We start from the raw sequence: 15,761 nt of genomic DNA on the forward strand, positions 1-15,761 counted from the left end.
ACATATGGATAAAAAAGCAATTCCGCACAGAATCTATTTTCGGTTTATCTATATCCTTGAGAAAATTATAGAATGGATTTCCGCAGTTACCTTTCTGGGAATACTGGCAGCTACCCTGCTTCAGGTGCTCTTTCGGTATGTATTCAACAAACCGCTCCTCTGGACAGAGGAGATTGCCAGATATCTTGGAATCTTTGCTATCATGATGGCCAGTTCCATTGCACTGAAGCATGACCAGCATATCGGAATCGATTTTCTCTCCTCCAAGCTTCCCGCGCCTGTGCAGAAATGGGTAAAAGCCTTCTATGCGCTGGTCATTATGGGGGTTATGGGATACCTGGGGATTTATACGGCCATATTGATGGGACAGACATTTTTTACCCCCACTCCAGCCATGCGCATACCCATTGGAATTCCCTATCTCGGAATGTTTCTCGGGTATCTCTGTTCCTTTGTGTTTGGGGCCTGCATACTCTATGAAATCTGCTTTCACATTGAGGTCCCGGTACCCGAAGAGGAGGCATAAATATGAAGGTAATACTTGTATTAATTATTCTGTTTTTCGTACTGATGTTTACGGGAATGCCGATTGCCGTGGCCATCGGAGCGTCTTCTATCATCGCTCTGCTGGTACAGGGAAATCTGCCGGGAATCGTGGCGCCTCAGCGAATCTTTGTAATGCTGGATTCCTTCTCCATGATGGCAGTGCCTCTCTTTATTCTGGCGGGGGAGGTGATGACCCGGGGGGGGATCACGAAGAAGCTGGTGCGGTTCTCATCTGCGCTAGTGGGACATTTTAAGGGAAGCCATGCGCAGGTTACCATTTTATCCAGTATGCTTATGGCAGGGGTGTCCGGATCAGCGTCCGCAGACTGTTCAGCCATTGGCTCCATTCTCATTCCCTCCATGCTGGATGAGGGATATGACAAAGATTATGCGGTGGCAGTACTGGCCTCTGCGTCTACCATCGGGCCTATCATCCCGCCGAGTATCATGATGGTAATCTATGGCTCTATGACAAGTGTATCCGTGGGACAGATGTTTATCGGAGGCATCATACCGGGACTCATGTTTGGAATTTCCCTGATGGCTCTTTCCTATTATGTGGCGGCGAAAAGGGGTTATCCCACCCACCGGCGTTCCAGCATGAAAGAAATCTGGATTGCCTTTAAGGATGCATTCTGGGCGCTCTTGATGCCTGTTATAATTATCGTAGGTCTTCTTTCCGGCATATTTACGCCTACAGAGGCAGGGGCTATTGCGTCCGCGTACGCATTTATCGTGGGATTTGCCAGCGGGAATATCAAGCTTCGGGACATCAAAGACATTCTGTATAAGGCAGCGGTTGCCACCACAATCCCTATGCTGATCATTGGTATCGCCTCTGTCTTCGGCTGGCTTTTAACCATTAATAATTTCCCTGCACAGATTGGAGCCGTACTCCATGGGATCACTGCAGATCCTAATATCTTTATCATTATCATTGTAGTATTTTTGCTTATCATCGGCCTTTTTATGGAATCCAACGCAGCTTTGATCATCATGGTGCCTGTTCTTGCCCCCATGGCAGCCGCTTACGGGTTCAGTCCGGTACATTTTGGCGTTATCACAGTGGTTACTCTGCTTATCGGGGCAGTGACACCTCCGGTGGGGATACTTCTTTTTATCTCCTCCAGCCTTGCGAAGGCTAGAATCGGAGAGGTTATGAGACTGGTCTGGCCGTATGTCCTGGTGCTCAGCGTATTAACCTTTATTATTGCACTGGTACCGGAGCTTGTAACATGGCTGCCCGGCATCCTGATGCCCGCATAAAGCACAGACTGCTTTTGGCCGCAGTCTGCTATCCAGGGCGGCGGCAGAGGAATGTCTGCTTACAGGAGGAAAGAAACAGCAAGGAGGAATCAGTTATATGGAAATGACATCAAAAGAAAGAGTTATGGCAGCTTTTGCAAGAAAGCCGGTGGACAGAGCACCGGTTATTAACCCCACGTCAGTAATTACCATGGACAGTATGAGAGCATACGGCTTAAAATTCCCTGATGTGCATCTGGACGGGGAAAAGATGGCTTTAGCGGCTGCTGCCGGAAGAGAACTTCTGGGATTTGATTCCGTTATGCCGAAGTTCAGCGTTGTGCACTCCGCCGCAGCCTTAGGTGCAGAGGTGGAGTGGGGAAAAGGGGATGCCATGCCTGTGATACGGCGCCATCCCATAAAGGATCCGTCCCAGGTAAAGATACCCTCTGATTTTTTGGACCGGCAGCCGGTTAAGGTAGTGCTGGATGCCATTCGTCTTCTGAAAAAACGGTATGGGGATGAAGTGGCAATCATCGGAAAAGTATTTGGCCCATGGACAACGGCCTATAATATGTGCGGTACCGAGCAGTTTTTATTAGAAACCGCTCTGGACCCGGAGAAGGCGTCTGCCTATCTGGAGGCGTTCGCCCCTGTCTCTGTCATGTTTGCGGAAGCCCAGTTTGAAGCCGGCGCGGATATTATCCTGTGGGGCGATCACGTGAGCGGGGATCTCTGCAGCCCCAAAGCCTATGAAGAGTTCCTGCTGCCAATCCATAAGCGGATAAATCATGGGTGGCTGAAAAAATCAGGCCCTGTGATTATGCATGCCTGCGGAAAGACCTTAGACCGCATTGCCCTCATCAGCGAATCAGGATTTGAAGCCTTTCATTTTGATTCCCGAAATGATGCCGGGGAAATGCTGAAGCTCGCCGGGGATAAGATATTGCTTACAGGGGGAGTGAACAATCCGAAGCTTCTGTTCAAAGGCACGCCGGAGGAGATAAAAAAGCAGGTGTTTGATCTTCTGGATACAGGCATCGTACTGATCTCCCCGGAATGCGCAGTGCCTGTGCTCACGCCGAACCAAAATCTTATTGCTATTGTGGATGCGGTAAAAGAGTACAGTAAGATCCATAAATAGAAGATGTACCTATAAAATACGGCAAGACCGCCAAAACGTCGGGTCTGGCCGTATTTTTTTGTTACCGGAAACCGGGAATGGATAGGAGCTGGGTGAGGGTGTCCAGGCAATGGTCAGCATCCGGGTGTTCTCCCCGGTGGACCAGTATGCCGGGAATCTTCATCTGGCGTGCGCCTTGTATATCAGCAACTGGGTTATCCCCTACCATATAGCAGACTTCGGGAAAGTCAGCAGTCTCTAGGGCAATCTGAAAGATTTCCCTTCTGGGTTTGTCATATCCCACCAGCCCTGAGACGATAATGCCGTCAAAAAAAGAGGTAAGTCCCAGAGCTTTGGCCATTTCCGGCAGTTCCGGATAATTATTGGATAAGATGTAATTGCGATACCCCAGCATCCGGCAGGCATCAAGGACAGAAAGCGTGTCCTCATACAGATGGTATTTTTCTTTTTGAAGGATCTTTTCCCTGATGTGGGTACTTGCCTGCTGTGCAGTATCCAAAGGAACCCCTGCCTCTACATACTTATCAGAGAACCTTCTTTCCATGTGCTTCCACCAGCGGCTTCCTGTGATCTGTGTAAAATCCGCATTCGGGGTATCCCAGGGATAGAGATCAAAGGTCATAGCCCGTATCTCCTCAAAAGTTACCGGCGTGTCAGGAATATAGTGAAGCAGAGTTTCATAGATCGCATTGCTCCAAAGGTGCTGAGAGTGGACTAATGTTCCGTCAAAGTCCCAGAAAATAGCCTTATTCATGTATGTACCTCGCTTAAATTTGATTGATAAGTTTATTGCATAGTATACCATAAGCGGCCGGGAAGAAAAAGGGATTCTGTCTTCAGCATTTCTTCATATTTAACTGTTATGTTTATATTTGAAGTTAGACAATGAATGGAGGATTTTATTATGAGGGAAATTTTAGAAACCAGAAATCTGACGAAGCGCTTTGGGCAGCAGACCGCGGTGGACCACCTATCCCTGAAAATACAGGAAAACTCTATCTATGGTCTCCTGGGGCCGAACGGGGCTGGAAAGTCAACGGTGCTGAAGATGATTGCAGGGATGCTTCACCCAAGTGAGGGGGATATATTGTTCCGCGGTCATCCCTGGAGCAGAAAGGATCTGGGGCAGATAGGCGCTCTGATTGAGACGCCCCCTGTGTACCAAAATCTTACAGCGTGGGAAAACCTGAAGGTCAGGACAACAATTTTGGGACTGCCTGACACTTGCATCGCCCCAGTGCTGCATACCGTAGAACTTGAAAATACGGGTAAGAAAAGAGCAGGACATTTTTCATTGGGAATGAAACAGCGGCTGGGGATTGCCCTTGCTCTTTTAAATGACCCCAAGTTACTGATTTTAGACGAGCCGACAAACGGTCTGGATCCCATAGGAATCCAGGAGCTCAGAGAGCTGATTACTTCCTTTCCGGAGAAAGGAATCACAGTCATATTATCCAGCCATATCCTCTCGGAGGTAGTGCAGACAGCAGACCATATTGGGATTATGGCCGGGGGCGTGCTGGGTTACTGCGGAAGAATTCAGCCTGGGGAGGATCTCGAGGGCCTGTTTATGGATGTAGTGAAGGAAAATAGGAGGGGAGGCGTATAATATGTGGAGTTTAACAAAAACAGAACACCTAAAATTAAAGCATACCATTGGCAGTAAACTGCCGGTGGTGACTCCGGCGATTACCCTTCTCCTCGTACTGTCTCTGACAGGCGGTATTGAGAATGCCCTCCCCGCCGGTACATGGAATTGGTGGTATACTATGCTGCTTCCTGGCATGATGGCCATACTCTGTTACCTGTGCATACAGAAGGACAAAGAACTCAACTTCAGTACGATGCTGTCACTTGGCATTCCGGCAGGAGCCGGCTGGATGGGAAAAATAATATACTGCAGTGTATGCCTTCTTCTGTCAAATATCCTTATTTTTTTGGGTTCACTTGTGGGAGGAATGGTGTTTGGAACCACCATATCTCCTGGGAAAGGCGTTTTTGGGGCTCTGCTGCTTAGCATATCCTATCTCTGGGCCATACCGTTTTATTTGTTTTTGAGTGCAAGGTTTGGGCTGTTCGCCTGTATTTTTTCCGGCATGGCACTGTCTGCTGGGGGAGTGGCGGCTCTTGCGGATACAAAGATCTGGTGGATTTGTCCTTCCGCTATTCCGGTGCGCCTGATGTGTCCGGTGCTGGGAATTCAGCCCAACGGCCTGCCTGTTCCAAAAGGAAGCCCGCTCTTAGGTATGGGGGTGATTGTTCCCGGCGTTCTTCTATCACTCCTGTGGCTTGTGGTCCTGACCTTTTTTACAGTCCGATGGTTTGCTGGAAGGGAGGGAGAAGCATGAGACAGCTGGTTCGGTATATAAAAGCTGATGTAATGAAAACAAGGCGGCTGGGAGTGCGGGGGGCACATGGATTAGTTCCGGCAGGAACAGCAGCTGTCTTTTTGACATATTACGCATTTGCGCCCTGGAATCCTGTCTCTAAGTTAGAGGCCTATTTTCAGGTTTTGGGAGTTGCTCTTCCCATTCTTCTGGGAGTGTTTTCCGCGATAGCCGCAGAACAAGAAACTGCTTCCGGGGTCCTGCAGAATATGCTGTCCGTCCCCTGCCGGGCAGTGTCTTTCATTAGCAAACTGCTGCAGCTTCTTGTGTTTGAAGCAGCAGCAATATTCATGGCCAGCGGAATGTTCGGAGCCGGAAATATCTGTCTGCTGGGAAGAACTGAGGCAGGGTTTTGGGTTTACTGGAAGGCGGGGATGGTGCTGTTTGTGAGCAGTATTTCATTATACACTTGGCATTTGTTTCTAAGCCTGCGGTTTGGCAAAGGAATTTCTGTAGGACTGGGGATCGTAGAAAGCCTGGTGTCCGCCCTTTTGCTTACCGGATTGGGGACTTATATCTGGATGTATGTGCCGTGTGCGTGGATTTCCAGGTTTCCGGGTCTGTATCTGCAGAAATATCGGGGCATACTGGATCCTCTCTCTGCAGTCCGGGGAAAGACTGCCGCTGCAGTATGCGTAGGATTTACCATCCTGTCCCTGCTTGCGGGAGTACTCTGGTTTTCCAGGTGGGACGGACGTAAAATTAATGATTAACCTATACTTGTGAGTTACTTGAGGGTATAATTTTTATAAAAGGAGAATAGATAGAGATGGCAAATATTTTAGCAGTAGATGATGAAACCGCAATTTTAACAATGATACAGAAAATATTGTCCAGGGACGGGCACCAGGTGACCGTCGTCTCCGATTCTCAGATGCTTGAAGCCGTACAGTTAGAGCAATTTGATTTGATATTATTGGATATCATGATGCCCGGGAAGGATGGGTTTACCGTGTGTAAAGAAATTCGGGGCAAGACAGACTGTCCGATTTTGTTTCTTACAGCTAAGACGCAGGAGCAGAGTCTTGTGTACGGGCTGCAGACCGGAGCCGACGATTACATCTGCAAACCTTTTGGTGCGAATGAGCTTCGGGCCAGGATAGGAGCGCATCTGCGCAGGGAACACCGTGAACATTATGTACGGCTTTCAGTTCCCAACGCACAGTTTAATCTGTCATCCAAAGAGCTGACGGTGAACGGCACGGTTATGCAGCTGACACCTGCCGAATATGAAATATGCGAATTTCTGGCCCGCAGCAAAGGTCAGGTGTTTTCCAGAGAACAGATATATGAAAATGTATTTGGATATGACGGGGAAAGCAATGACTCTACTATTATTACGCATATTAAAAATATTCGAATAAAATTAGAACAGGCAGAGTATTCGCCTATCAAAACAGTATGGGGGATCGGATATAAATGGGAAGTATAAAGCAAAAAAGAGCAGTCTCCCTAAGCCTGTTCTTTTTAAAATATTTCATGTATCTCTGTGCGGGGGCACTGCTGACCGCCTTCTGTGCCGTCTGTATATTTAATACTCTTGTTTTTAACCAGATGGTCTATGCTGCTGATTATGCACAGAAGGAGGCTGACCGGGCCTGCGGCCAGATAGCCGCTGCAGGACAGGTAACTAAGGAGGACATTCCGGAATTGTGCCAGTATGCGGTGTTTGATCCGGATGGAACCATGCGTGAGGGAAGCATCGGAAAAAGAGAGAGCGGATATGCATGGAGCGCTGTCCGGGGAAAGAGTGCGGACAGGCTGGGAAATTACTATAAAGTTGCTCCGGTAGCTGACGGGTATTGTGTACTGAGATTTCAAATAATGCCCCAGTTTAAATCAGCGAAACTTAGAAGGTATCTTCCCAATCCACAAAATCTGATCCTGACAGCAGTGCTTGTGATTCTGCTCTCCTACACGTGTTTTATCTCTGTCTGCTTTGGCCGTTCTCTGAAGAAAAAGCTGCATCCTTTGATATCGGCAGCCGGAAAGATACAAAACCGGGAATTGGAATTCTCTATGATGACAAGCAGCATTAAAGAGATCAATACGGTACTTAATGCCATGGAGCAGATGCGCATAGCTTTGAAAGAGTCTCTGGAGAGGCAGTGGAAGCTGGAGCAGTCAAGGAAGGAACAGATGGCTTCGCTGGCTCATGACCTGAAAACGCCTCTCACGATTATCAGGGGCAATACTGATTTGCTTCATGAATCAGAACTGACAGAGGAACAGGAGGAGTACTGCGGATATATCCAGAGCAGCATACAGACCATGCAGGATTATGTGAAAGCACTCATAGATATCTCTCATACAGAGAGCGGTGCTCCCATAGAGATCCGCTGTGTGGACACCCGGGCATTTCTGGAGGAACTGTATGTTACGGTAGAAGGGCTGCTGACGGCTAAGGAAATAGAACTGCGCTGGGACACAGGTGAACTGCCCGCAACCCTCCACATCCATCAGGGGCTGTTACACAGAGCTCTGTTAAATGTGTTTTCTAATGCCGCAGACTTTACCCCCCAAGGAGGCACCATAGCATTCTATGCTGCTGTAAAGGACCGCACGGCAGTGTTCCGTGTAAGCGATTCCGGACCTGGCTTCTCTCCTAAAGCTCTCACAAACGCAGCAAAAGAATTTTATATGGATGACGAAAGCCGTTCTTCTAATCTGCACTATGGCATGGGGTTATATATTGCCAGTATGGTGGCAAAAAGACATGGAGGCGAACTAATTCTTACGAACGCAGACTATCTTAAAGGCGCAGAGGTTACAATTAAAATTCCTGAATCAATGGTTTGTTAGCACTCAATCAAAATGAGTGCTAATTTTCTCTTGACTTTTCCATAGGAGGGTATTAAAATAAATTCCAGATAAACAAATCAGAGGAAAAGCGAAAGAACATAGAAATTCAGCAGAAAAGGAGAGTGACCACTATCATGGATAATAAACGTGGTAATTTATCAATTAACAGTGAAAACATTTTTCCAATCATTAAGAAATGGTTGTATTCCGATCATGATATCTTCTTCCGTGAGATGATTTCCAACGGATGTGACGCCATAACAAAGTTAAAGAAATTAGAGATTATGGGAGAATACAGTCTCCCGGAGGACTATAAGAGCAAGATAGAGGTTATCGTTAATCCGGATGAGAAGACTTTGAAGTTCATAGATACCGGTATCGGTATGGAGGCCGATGAGGTAGAAGAGTATATTACGCAGATTGCATTTTCCGGTGCCACTGAATTCTTAGAGAAATATAAGGACAAGACCAACGACGATCAGATTATCGGACACTTTGGTCTGGGCTTTTACTCAGCATTCATGGTTGCTGATGAGGTTCATATTGATACGCTTTCTTATAAAGAAGGGGCGGTTCCCGTTCACTGGGAGTGTGACGGAGGAACCGAGTATGAAATCGGAGAAGGAAATAAGACAACTGTGGGAACAGAGATTACCTTGTTCCTGAATGAAGAGAGCCTGGAGTTTGCCAACGAGTACCGGGCACGGGAAGTTATAGAAAAGTACTGCTCCTTTATGCCGGTAGAAATCTTCCTGTCCAAAGCCAATGCAGAGCAGGAATTTGAGACCATTGATGAACAGGACTTAAGAGATGACGATGTTGTTGTAGAGCATATTCATGAGGAAGCAAAAACAGAGGAGAAAGAGAACGAAAACGGGGAAAAAGAAGTCGTAGAGGTTTCCCCTGCCAGAGATAAAGTGAAAATTCACAAACGTCCGGTATCTTTAAGCGACACGAATCCTCTGTGGATGAAGCATCCCAACGACTGCTCTGAGGAGGACTACAAGAGCTTTTACCGAAAAGTATTTATGGATTACAAAGAGCCCCTGTTCTGGATTCATCTGAACATGGACTATCCCTTTAACTTAAAAGGTATTCTTTACTTCCCCAAAATTAACACGGAGTATGATTCCATCGAGGGTACCATAAAGCTTTATAATAACCAGGTATTTATCGCGGACAATATTAAAGAAGTAATTCCTGAATTCCTTATGCTTCTGAAGGGTGTCATTGACTGTCCGGATCTGCCGCTGAATGTCTCCAGAAGCGCGCTTCAGAACGATGGATTTGTAAAGAAAATCTCCGACTATATCAGCAAAAAGGTTGCTGATAAGTTAACAGGTATGTGCAAGACGGACAGAGAGTCTTACGAGAAATACTGGGACGACATCAGCCCATTTATCAAATTCGGATGTCTGAAGGATCAGAAGTTCTCAGAGAAGATGATGGATTATATTCTCTATAAAAACATCGACGGGAAATATCTGACGCTGGAGGACTGCATCAAAGAAAACAAGACAGAGGAAGAGGAAGCGCCAAAGGAAAGTACGGAGGCAGCGGAGACCTCTGACGATGGGGAGGAAAAGAAAGAGCCGGAGAAAACCACGGTATATTATGTGACAGACGAGATCCAGCAGAGCCAGTATATCAATATGTTCAGGGAAGAGGGGCTGGACGCAGTGATTCTGAAGCACAACATTGATGCGCCGTTCATCTCCCATGTGGAGCAGTTGAAAGAAGAAGTTAAGTTCCAGAGAATAGATTCTGAGCTGGATGCATCCGTAAAAGAGGACAGCCAGGCTGAGCTAGAGGAAGAGACAAAGACACTCACAGAAGTATTCCGAAAGGCTCTGGACAACGAAAAGCTGGAAGTAAAGGTAGAAAAGCTGAAAAATGAGAATATTTCTTCTATGATGACCTTATCTGAGGAAAGCAGAAGAATGCAGGATATGATGAAAATGTACAATATGTATGGCATGGACCCTGGTATGTTTGGAAGCAGTGAGACCTTAATACTGAATGCTAATAACAAGCTGGTACAGTACGTATTGGACCATAAAGAGGGTGACAATGTCAAACTGTTCTGTGAACAGCTCTACGATCTGGCGATGCTCAGCCATAAACAGCTGGCACCGGAGGCAATGACAAAGTTCATTGCAAGAAGCAATGAGATTATGATGCTTCTGGCCAAATAAAAGAGGATAAAAGGTAAGGACCCCGGAATCTTACAGAAAGATTCCGGGGCCTTTTTATAGGGGTTGTACTGTGATTTCCTCCCGTTTAAAGAAGTCTTTGAGCATATCATCCCAGGCATAATCCAGTGATTTATCCATTGTGAAAACCTTCAGGGAGGTTCCGGTGGTGCAGGTAAGCTGACGGCCGTCATACTGGAAGTTCAGGAACAGGCCGTTGATCTCCTCAGGCCGGTAAGCTAGCTTCCTGTCTGTCAGCAGTACAGCAGTATGTTCCGGGGAGAGACGGAAAATGATTTTAAAATGCAGAGGGGTATGCTTTCCACGCATAATAGAAAAGCAGAAGGGTTTTACTTCTTTCCATAAAGTATAATCTCTCTCCTCAAGACGCAGAGAGTCTGCCAGGGAGGAGTCAAAAAATTCTTTGTGCAGGTTCCCGTCTATGGTAAAGGTCACATAGGTGGTAATCGAAGCTTCCACAAACCAGAAGGTATCAAAAGAGTTCCCGCCCAGTAATTTAGACATAAAATTCCTGATATCCAGGATATTCAGAGCAATCATTGGTATCTTTCCTTTCGAGTTAACTTACATACCGGATTATTATAAAACAAAAACTTAAAAAATCCTAGAGTTTTCCGGTAAAAAGGCCTTTTCAAAAAATATCTTTTGTGATAAGATAAAACATGGTATTTGATACTACATAGTATAGAAAAGAGGACGATATGAGTTATAAAGTTGTAATTGATAGCTGCGGAGAATTACCAGAAAGATTAAAGGCGGATCCACGCTTTGATAGAGCATCTCTGACTCTTACGGTAGACGGAGAAGATATTATAGATGACGAAACATTTGATCAGGCATACTTCCTGAAACGAGTGGCAGAAAGTCCTAACTGTCCAAAGTCTTCCTGTCCCTCTCCTGAAAGATATATGAAAGCATTTGAAAGCGACGCGGATCATGTGTATGCAGTCACACTGTCGTCAGAATTAAGCGGTTCCTATAACAGTGCAGTGCTGGGAATGAATCTGGTCCATGAAAAAAATCCGGAAAAGCAGATTTACGTGTTTAACTCCAGATCTGCTTCCGTGGGGGAAACCCTGATAGCCCTGAAGATTGAAGAATGCGAAGCCCAGGGAATGGATTTTGATGATATTATTGACACGGTTGAGGCATATATCGCGGAACAGAATACGTATTTTGTCCTGGAGAGCCTGGAAACCCTGAGAAAAAACGGAAGGCTCAGTAATCTGAAGGCTTTTGTGGCAACGGCCCTCAAGATTAAGCCTGTTATGGGCGCCACCGGCGAAGGGACCATCTGTCAGCTGGATCAGGCAAGGGGGATGAACAGGGCTCTTGTAAAAATGGTCGACTATGTAGTAGAGAAAGCATCGGACAGTGCGGGCAGGATTCTGGGTATTACTCACTGCAACTGTCCGGAACGGGCGTATATGGTGCGGGATGCCATTCTGCAGAAGATTAAGGTGAAAGATGTGATAATCATGGACACTGCAGGGGTAAGCAGTATGTATGCCAATGACGGAGGCATTATTGTAGTTCTGTAAAAAAAAGAATAAATTTTTTAAAAATGCTCATAAAAAAATGAGCATTTTTTTGTGAAATATAGTATAATAATTTCGTATGGTGTTCCATACGGAATAAATCTTATTTTAAAAAGGATAAGGAGATACGCATGAGTCAGGAAAAAGTAGATAAATATAAACAGGATAAAGCAAACCGGGAAAAGATTATGAAGAAACAAAAGCGCATCAGTATGCTGCAGAGGGCCGGTGTTGCTTTGGTATGTCTGGTCATTGTGGGATGGATTGGCTTTTCTGGGTACCGTTCTTTGACAAGAGAAGAAGGTGCGGCTGAACAGGTTACTACGGAGATGGATGTCACTGCAATTAATGATTATCTTCAGGGCCTGTCAGCAGCTGGAGAGGAATAATAAATGGAAAGACTTGTTGTGCTGGGAACCGGCAACGCCGTAGTGACCAAATGCTTTAATACCTGTTTTGTACTGGAACGGGATGAGAGGTACTGGCTGATTGACACTGGAGGGGGAAACGGAATTCTGGCTGCTCTGGAAAATGCAGAGGTACCCATTGCCGGTATCCATGATATTTTTATCACCCACGAACACTGTGACCACCTTCTGGGGATTGTGTGGATGATCCGCCTCATAGCCACCGGAATGAAAAAGGGCACTTATGAGGGGGAATGCAACATTTACTGCCATCCGGATCTCATAGAGACCATAGACACTATAGCACGGCTGACGATTCAGGGAAAATTCTATAAAATGCTGGGAAAGAGAATTTTTTTGGTTCCTGTGGAGGATGGAGAGCATAGAAACATTATTGGCTATGATGTGGAATTTTTTGATATTCACTCAACAAAGGCAAAGCAATTCGGGTTTACCACGGTACTGAAAAACGGGAAAAAGTTAACCTGTGCCGGGGATGAACCATATAATGATGCCAACGAAGTGCAGGTGCGTGGCAGCGCATGGCTGCTTCATGAGGCATTTTGTCTCGATTCCCAGGCGGATATTTTTAAACCCTATGAGAAGCATCACAGCACAGTCAAGGATGCCTGTGAACTTGCTGACAGACTGGGGATTGAGAATCTTGTGCTTTGGCATACGGAAGATAAAAATTATGAAAACCGAAAAGTGCTTTATATGAGAGAAGGTAAAGAGTATTATTCAGGCAATCTGTATGTGCCCTATGACCAGGAAAAAATTATTTTGTCTGAGTAATGAGATTAACAGGAGGAGCATGTGATGAAAAAATGTGTGATTATGCCCGATTCATTTAAGGGCACCTTAAGTTCCATAGAGATTTGCGATATTATCAAAGAGAAAGTACTGGAGTTTTATCCGGACTGTCAGGTGAAAGCAGTGCCTGTAGCTGACGGCGGGGAGGGAACCGTGGACTGTTTTTTATATGCCATTGATGCAGAGAAGGTGGAGCTTCGGGTACAGAATGCTTATATGGAGCCGGTGGATGTATACTATGCGAAGGTGGGAAGCCAGGCAATTCTGGAGATGGCACAGCCGGCAGGACTTCCGCAGGCGGAGGGCAGATTAAATCCCAAAGTTACCAGTACATATGGAGTCGGACAGATGATCAGACATGCCGTGGAAAATGGCTGCACGGATATTGTAATCGGGCTGGGCGGCAGTTCAACCAATGACGGGGGAACCGGTGCGGCCGCAGCTTTGGGAACCGTATTTCGGAATGCAGAGGGAGAATCCTTTATTCCTGCAGGGGGTACTTTAAAAGAAATTGTATCCATTGATAACAGCGAGACAAGAAAGCTTTTAGAAGGTGTTTCCATTACAGCTATGTGCGATATTAACAATCCTATGTACGGCCCCCAGGGGGCAGCCTACATCTTTGCGCCCCAGAAAGGGGCGGACACGGAGATGGTAAAGGAACTGGACAGCCAGCTTATTTATCTCTCTGAGCTTATACAGAAGGATTTGGGAGCAGATGTGTCGCGTATGGAGGGAGCCGGGGCTGCTGGCGCATTGGGTGCCGGAATCGTGGCCTTTATGGGCGGTAAACTAAAATCAGGGATTCAGACAGTACTGGATATGATTCATTTTGAAGAATTGGCAGCCGGGGCTGATATGGTATTTACCGGAGAAGGCAGAATAGACAGCCAGAGCCTTGGAGGCAAAGTCGTCATCGGAATTGCAGAGCGTGCAAAACGGCTGGGCGTGCCGGTAACCGCTGTCGTAGGTTCCATTGGAGACGGTGCAGAAGGTGCATATGAGCTTGGAGTCAATGCGATTTTCAGCATTAACAGAACGGCTGAGGATTTCTCTGTATCCCGATATAAGAGCAAAGAAAATCTTACCGGGACGGTGGATTCTTTGATCCGATTCTATATGGCCGCAGGAAAGTAAGAGAAAAATAAAGAGGTATCGCGAGGTATGAATTTACTTCACGATACCTCTTTTTTGCGTTTGGGCCACAGCATGTCTGAATGTAAATATGTGAGATGAGGGGGGTGACGGTCAGAAAAGATAATACGTCTAATGAAATGAATGAGGAAATCATAAAATTATTTGTAGAAATTTGTCGTCAAAATTTGTGGAAATTGTATAAAGTATAGGGAAATAGTAAAAAAAAATTATGCAAAGCATTGACATTGTTATAAATATATGATATACATTAAACATCAAACGTATAATTATATAACGGTCAGACGACAATTTGACCATAATGAAAAGAAAAGGAGCGATGGATGGTATGAAAAAGAAGGTATTGAGCATGTTAATCTGCATGACAATGGCATCAACAATGTTGTTTGGATGTGGTTCCGGCGGCGGTTCTGATTCTGCAAGTGCAGACACAAGCAAAACAGAGGAAGCAAAGGACACAGAAAGTACCCAGGCTGCAGACAAGGAAGAGGATGCATCCGCTGACGACGCAGGCGATACTGCTTCCGCAGACGCATCAGGAGTATTAAAAAAAGGTGATTATGTAATCGGCCTTTCTAACTCCTACTTCGGCAATACCTGGCGGAAACAGATGGTAGAGGCCTTTACAAAAGCAGCAGATGAGGCAAAGGCTGCAGGCTACATAAAGGATTACGAAGTACAGAATGGTGATAATACGGTCAACTCACAGATTGCTCAGATCAACAGCTTTATTCTGAGCAACGTAGATGCAATTTGTATCTGTGCGGCATCTCCCACAGCCTTAAACAGTACGATTCAGAAGGCTCTGGATGCAGGCATTAAAGTGGTAGCATTCGATTCCATTGTTGATTTAGAGGGTGTGTATACCATGGATTATCCCTGGCAGCAGATTGGAAAAGACAGCGTGGAATTTGTGGCAGAGAAGCTGGGCGGCAAAGGAAATGTGGTTGTTGTAAGAGGCGTATCCGGTGCAGCTCCTGATCAGGGAATTTATGCAGGCATTACAGAGGCTATTAAAAATTATCCGGATCTCAAGATTGTCCAGGAAGTAATCGGCGAGGCCAGTGCCACTAAGACACAGGAAGAACTGACAAAGGTACTGCCTTCACTCCCGGATGTGGATGCCGTGATTACCCACTGCGGCGGAGATGCTATCGGTGCTGTCAATGCATTCGAACAGTCCGGCAGAGAGACACCGATTATTATCGGAGATAACACAGCTGAATTTATTAACTGGTGGATGAGCAAAGATGGTTATGAGACATTAAGCCAGGGTTCCACACCAGGCTGCGGCGCGGCAGCATTCTGGACAGCCCTTGATATTTTAAATGGCTATGACGTGCCGGAGGAAATGATGATTGCTGTTCCTCATATCACAGTAGATAATCTCAGCGAATATGAGGGAATGTCGGCAGGCACCTTTGTTTCCCCGGATTTCACAAATGAGTATGTGATTGAAAATATCATTGACGCGGCAAAATAATTAAATCATAAGCCAAGAGGTTGTCGTA

General features: G+C 46.0%; 16 protein-coding genes. 14 read left to right on the plus strand and 2 right to left on the minus strand.

Annotation, left to right across the window (positions count from 1 at the left end):
- Positions 1-4: 4 nt before the first annotated feature.
- The 3 genes from ACGHCT_RS09520 (at position 5) to ACGHCT_RS09530 (ending at position 2,935) form a co-directional block, all read left to right on the plus strand.
- Positions 5-526, plus strand: coding sequence for a TRAP transporter small permease (locus ACGHCT_RS09520; RefSeq protein WP_072851435.1), 522 nt, complete (start codon positions 5-7; stop codon positions 524-526).
- A gap of 2 nt (positions 527-528) precedes the next feature.
- Entirely contained in the window at positions 529-1,812 is a 1,284-nt protein-coding gene (locus ACGHCT_RS09525; protein ID WP_072851433.1) for a TRAP transporter large permease, read from the plus strand.
- Positions 1,813-1,909: 97 nt separating this feature from the next.
- Positions 1,910-2,935, plus strand: coding sequence for an MtaA/CmuA family methyltransferase (locus tag ACGHCT_RS09530; RefSeq protein WP_103711216.1), 1,026 nt, complete (start codon positions 1,910-1,912; stop codon positions 2,933-2,935).
- 61 nt (positions 2,936-2,996) lie between these two features.
- Here the strand turns inward: ACGHCT_RS09530 and ACGHCT_RS09535 are convergent, their stop codons facing one another.
- The gene (locus ACGHCT_RS09535; protein ID WP_390439716.1) at positions 2,997-3,689 is read right to left on the minus strand and encodes an HAD family hydrolase; all 693 of its coding nucleotides are present in this window, start codon (positions 3,687-3,689) and stop codon (positions 2,997-2,999) included.
- A gap of 150 nt (positions 3,690-3,839) precedes the next feature.
- Here ACGHCT_RS09535 and ACGHCT_RS09540 point away from each other — a divergent pair, with 150 nt between their 5' ends.
- The 6 genes from ACGHCT_RS09540 to htpG all read left to right on the plus strand — a co-directional run bounded on the left by ACGHCT_RS09540 (position 3,840) and on the right by htpG (position 10,319).
- On the plus strand, positions 3,840-4,544 hold the full coding sequence (locus tag ACGHCT_RS09540) for a lantibiotic protection ABC transporter ATP-binding protein (protein WP_154258970.1): 705 nt from the start codon (positions 3,840-3,842) through the stop codon (positions 4,542-4,544).
- A 1-nt stretch (position 4,545) separates the two neighbouring features.
- Positions 4,546-5,283, plus strand: a complete 738-nt coding sequence (locus ACGHCT_RS09545; RefSeq protein WP_390439719.1) for a lantibiotic immunity ABC transporter MutE/EpiE family permease subunit — start codon at positions 4,546-4,548, stop codon at positions 5,281-5,283.
- Positions 5,280-6,035, plus strand: a complete 756-nt coding sequence (locus ACGHCT_RS09550; RefSeq protein WP_390439722.1) for a lantibiotic immunity ABC transporter MutG family permease subunit — start codon at positions 5,280-5,282, stop codon at positions 6,033-6,035. The genes ACGHCT_RS09545 and ACGHCT_RS09550 overlap by 4 nt, the downstream gene beginning before the upstream one ends.
- Positions 6,036-6,091: 56 nt before the next feature.
- A complete protein-coding gene (locus tag ACGHCT_RS09555) occupies positions 6,092-6,754 on the plus strand; it encodes a response regulator transcription factor (RefSeq protein ID WP_072851422.1) in 663 nt (220 codons plus the stop codon).
- Positions 6,742-8,124: a sensor histidine kinase gene (locus ACGHCT_RS09560; RefSeq protein WP_390439724.1), complete on the plus strand. Its 1,383-nt coding sequence runs from the start codon at positions 6,742-6,744 to the stop codon at positions 8,122-8,124. Before ACGHCT_RS09555 ends, ACGHCT_RS09560 begins: the two co-directional genes overlap by 13 nt.
- 134 nt (positions 8,125-8,258) lie before the next feature.
- Positions 8,259-10,319, plus strand: a complete 2,061-nt coding sequence (gene htpG / locus ACGHCT_RS09565; RefSeq protein ID WP_390439727.1) for a molecular chaperone HtpG — start codon at positions 8,259-8,261, stop codon at positions 10,317-10,319.
- A gap of 54 nt (positions 10,320-10,373) precedes the next feature.
- Here htpG and ACGHCT_RS09570 read toward each other — a convergent pair whose 3' ends face one another.
- The gene (locus ACGHCT_RS09570) at positions 10,374-10,877 is read right to left on the minus strand and encodes a DUF5721 family protein (RefSeq protein WP_390439730.1); all 504 of its coding nucleotides are present in this window, start codon (positions 10,875-10,877) and stop codon (positions 10,374-10,376) included.
- Between the two features lie 161 nt (positions 10,878-11,038).
- Between ACGHCT_RS09570 and ACGHCT_RS09575 the strand changes: the two genes are divergently transcribed.
- From ACGHCT_RS09575 to ACGHCT_RS09595, 5 genes are all read left to right on the plus strand, one after another.
- Positions 11,039-11,878 carry a DegV family protein gene (locus tag ACGHCT_RS09575; RefSeq protein ID WP_154262971.1) on the plus strand — a complete coding sequence of 280 codons (840 nt, stop codon included), beginning with the start codon at positions 11,039-11,041 and terminating at the stop codon, positions 11,876-11,878.
- Positions 11,879-12,006: 128 nt separating this feature from the next.
- Positions 12,007-12,264, plus strand: a complete 258-nt coding sequence (locus ACGHCT_RS09580) for a hypothetical protein (RefSeq protein WP_154262974.1) — start codon at positions 12,007-12,009, stop codon at positions 12,262-12,264.
- Between the two features lie 3 nt (positions 12,265-12,267).
- Positions 12,268-13,077 (plus strand): MBL fold metallo-hydrolase, encoded by an 810-nt coding sequence (locus ACGHCT_RS09585; RefSeq protein WP_154262977.1) that lies wholly within the window; start codon positions 12,268-12,270, stop codon positions 13,075-13,077.
- 24 nt (positions 13,078-13,101) lie between these two features.
- On the plus strand, positions 13,102-14,232 hold the full coding sequence (locus ACGHCT_RS09590; protein ID WP_390439733.1) for a glycerate kinase: 1,131 nt from the start codon (positions 13,102-13,104) through the stop codon (positions 14,230-14,232).
- A 346-nt stretch (positions 14,233-14,578) separates the two neighbouring features.
- Complete coding sequence (locus ACGHCT_RS09595) at positions 14,579-15,733, plus strand: ABC transporter substrate-binding protein (RefSeq protein ID WP_256282286.1); 1,155 nt, start codon at positions 14,579-14,581, stop codon at positions 15,731-15,733.
- Positions 15,734-15,761: the final 28 nt, after the last annotated feature.

The sequence above is a fragment of the Lactonifactor longoviformis genome, from assembly GCF_042848515.1.
GTDB lineage: Bacteria > Bacillota > Clostridia > Lachnospirales > Lachnospiraceae > Lactonifactor > Lactonifactor longoviformis.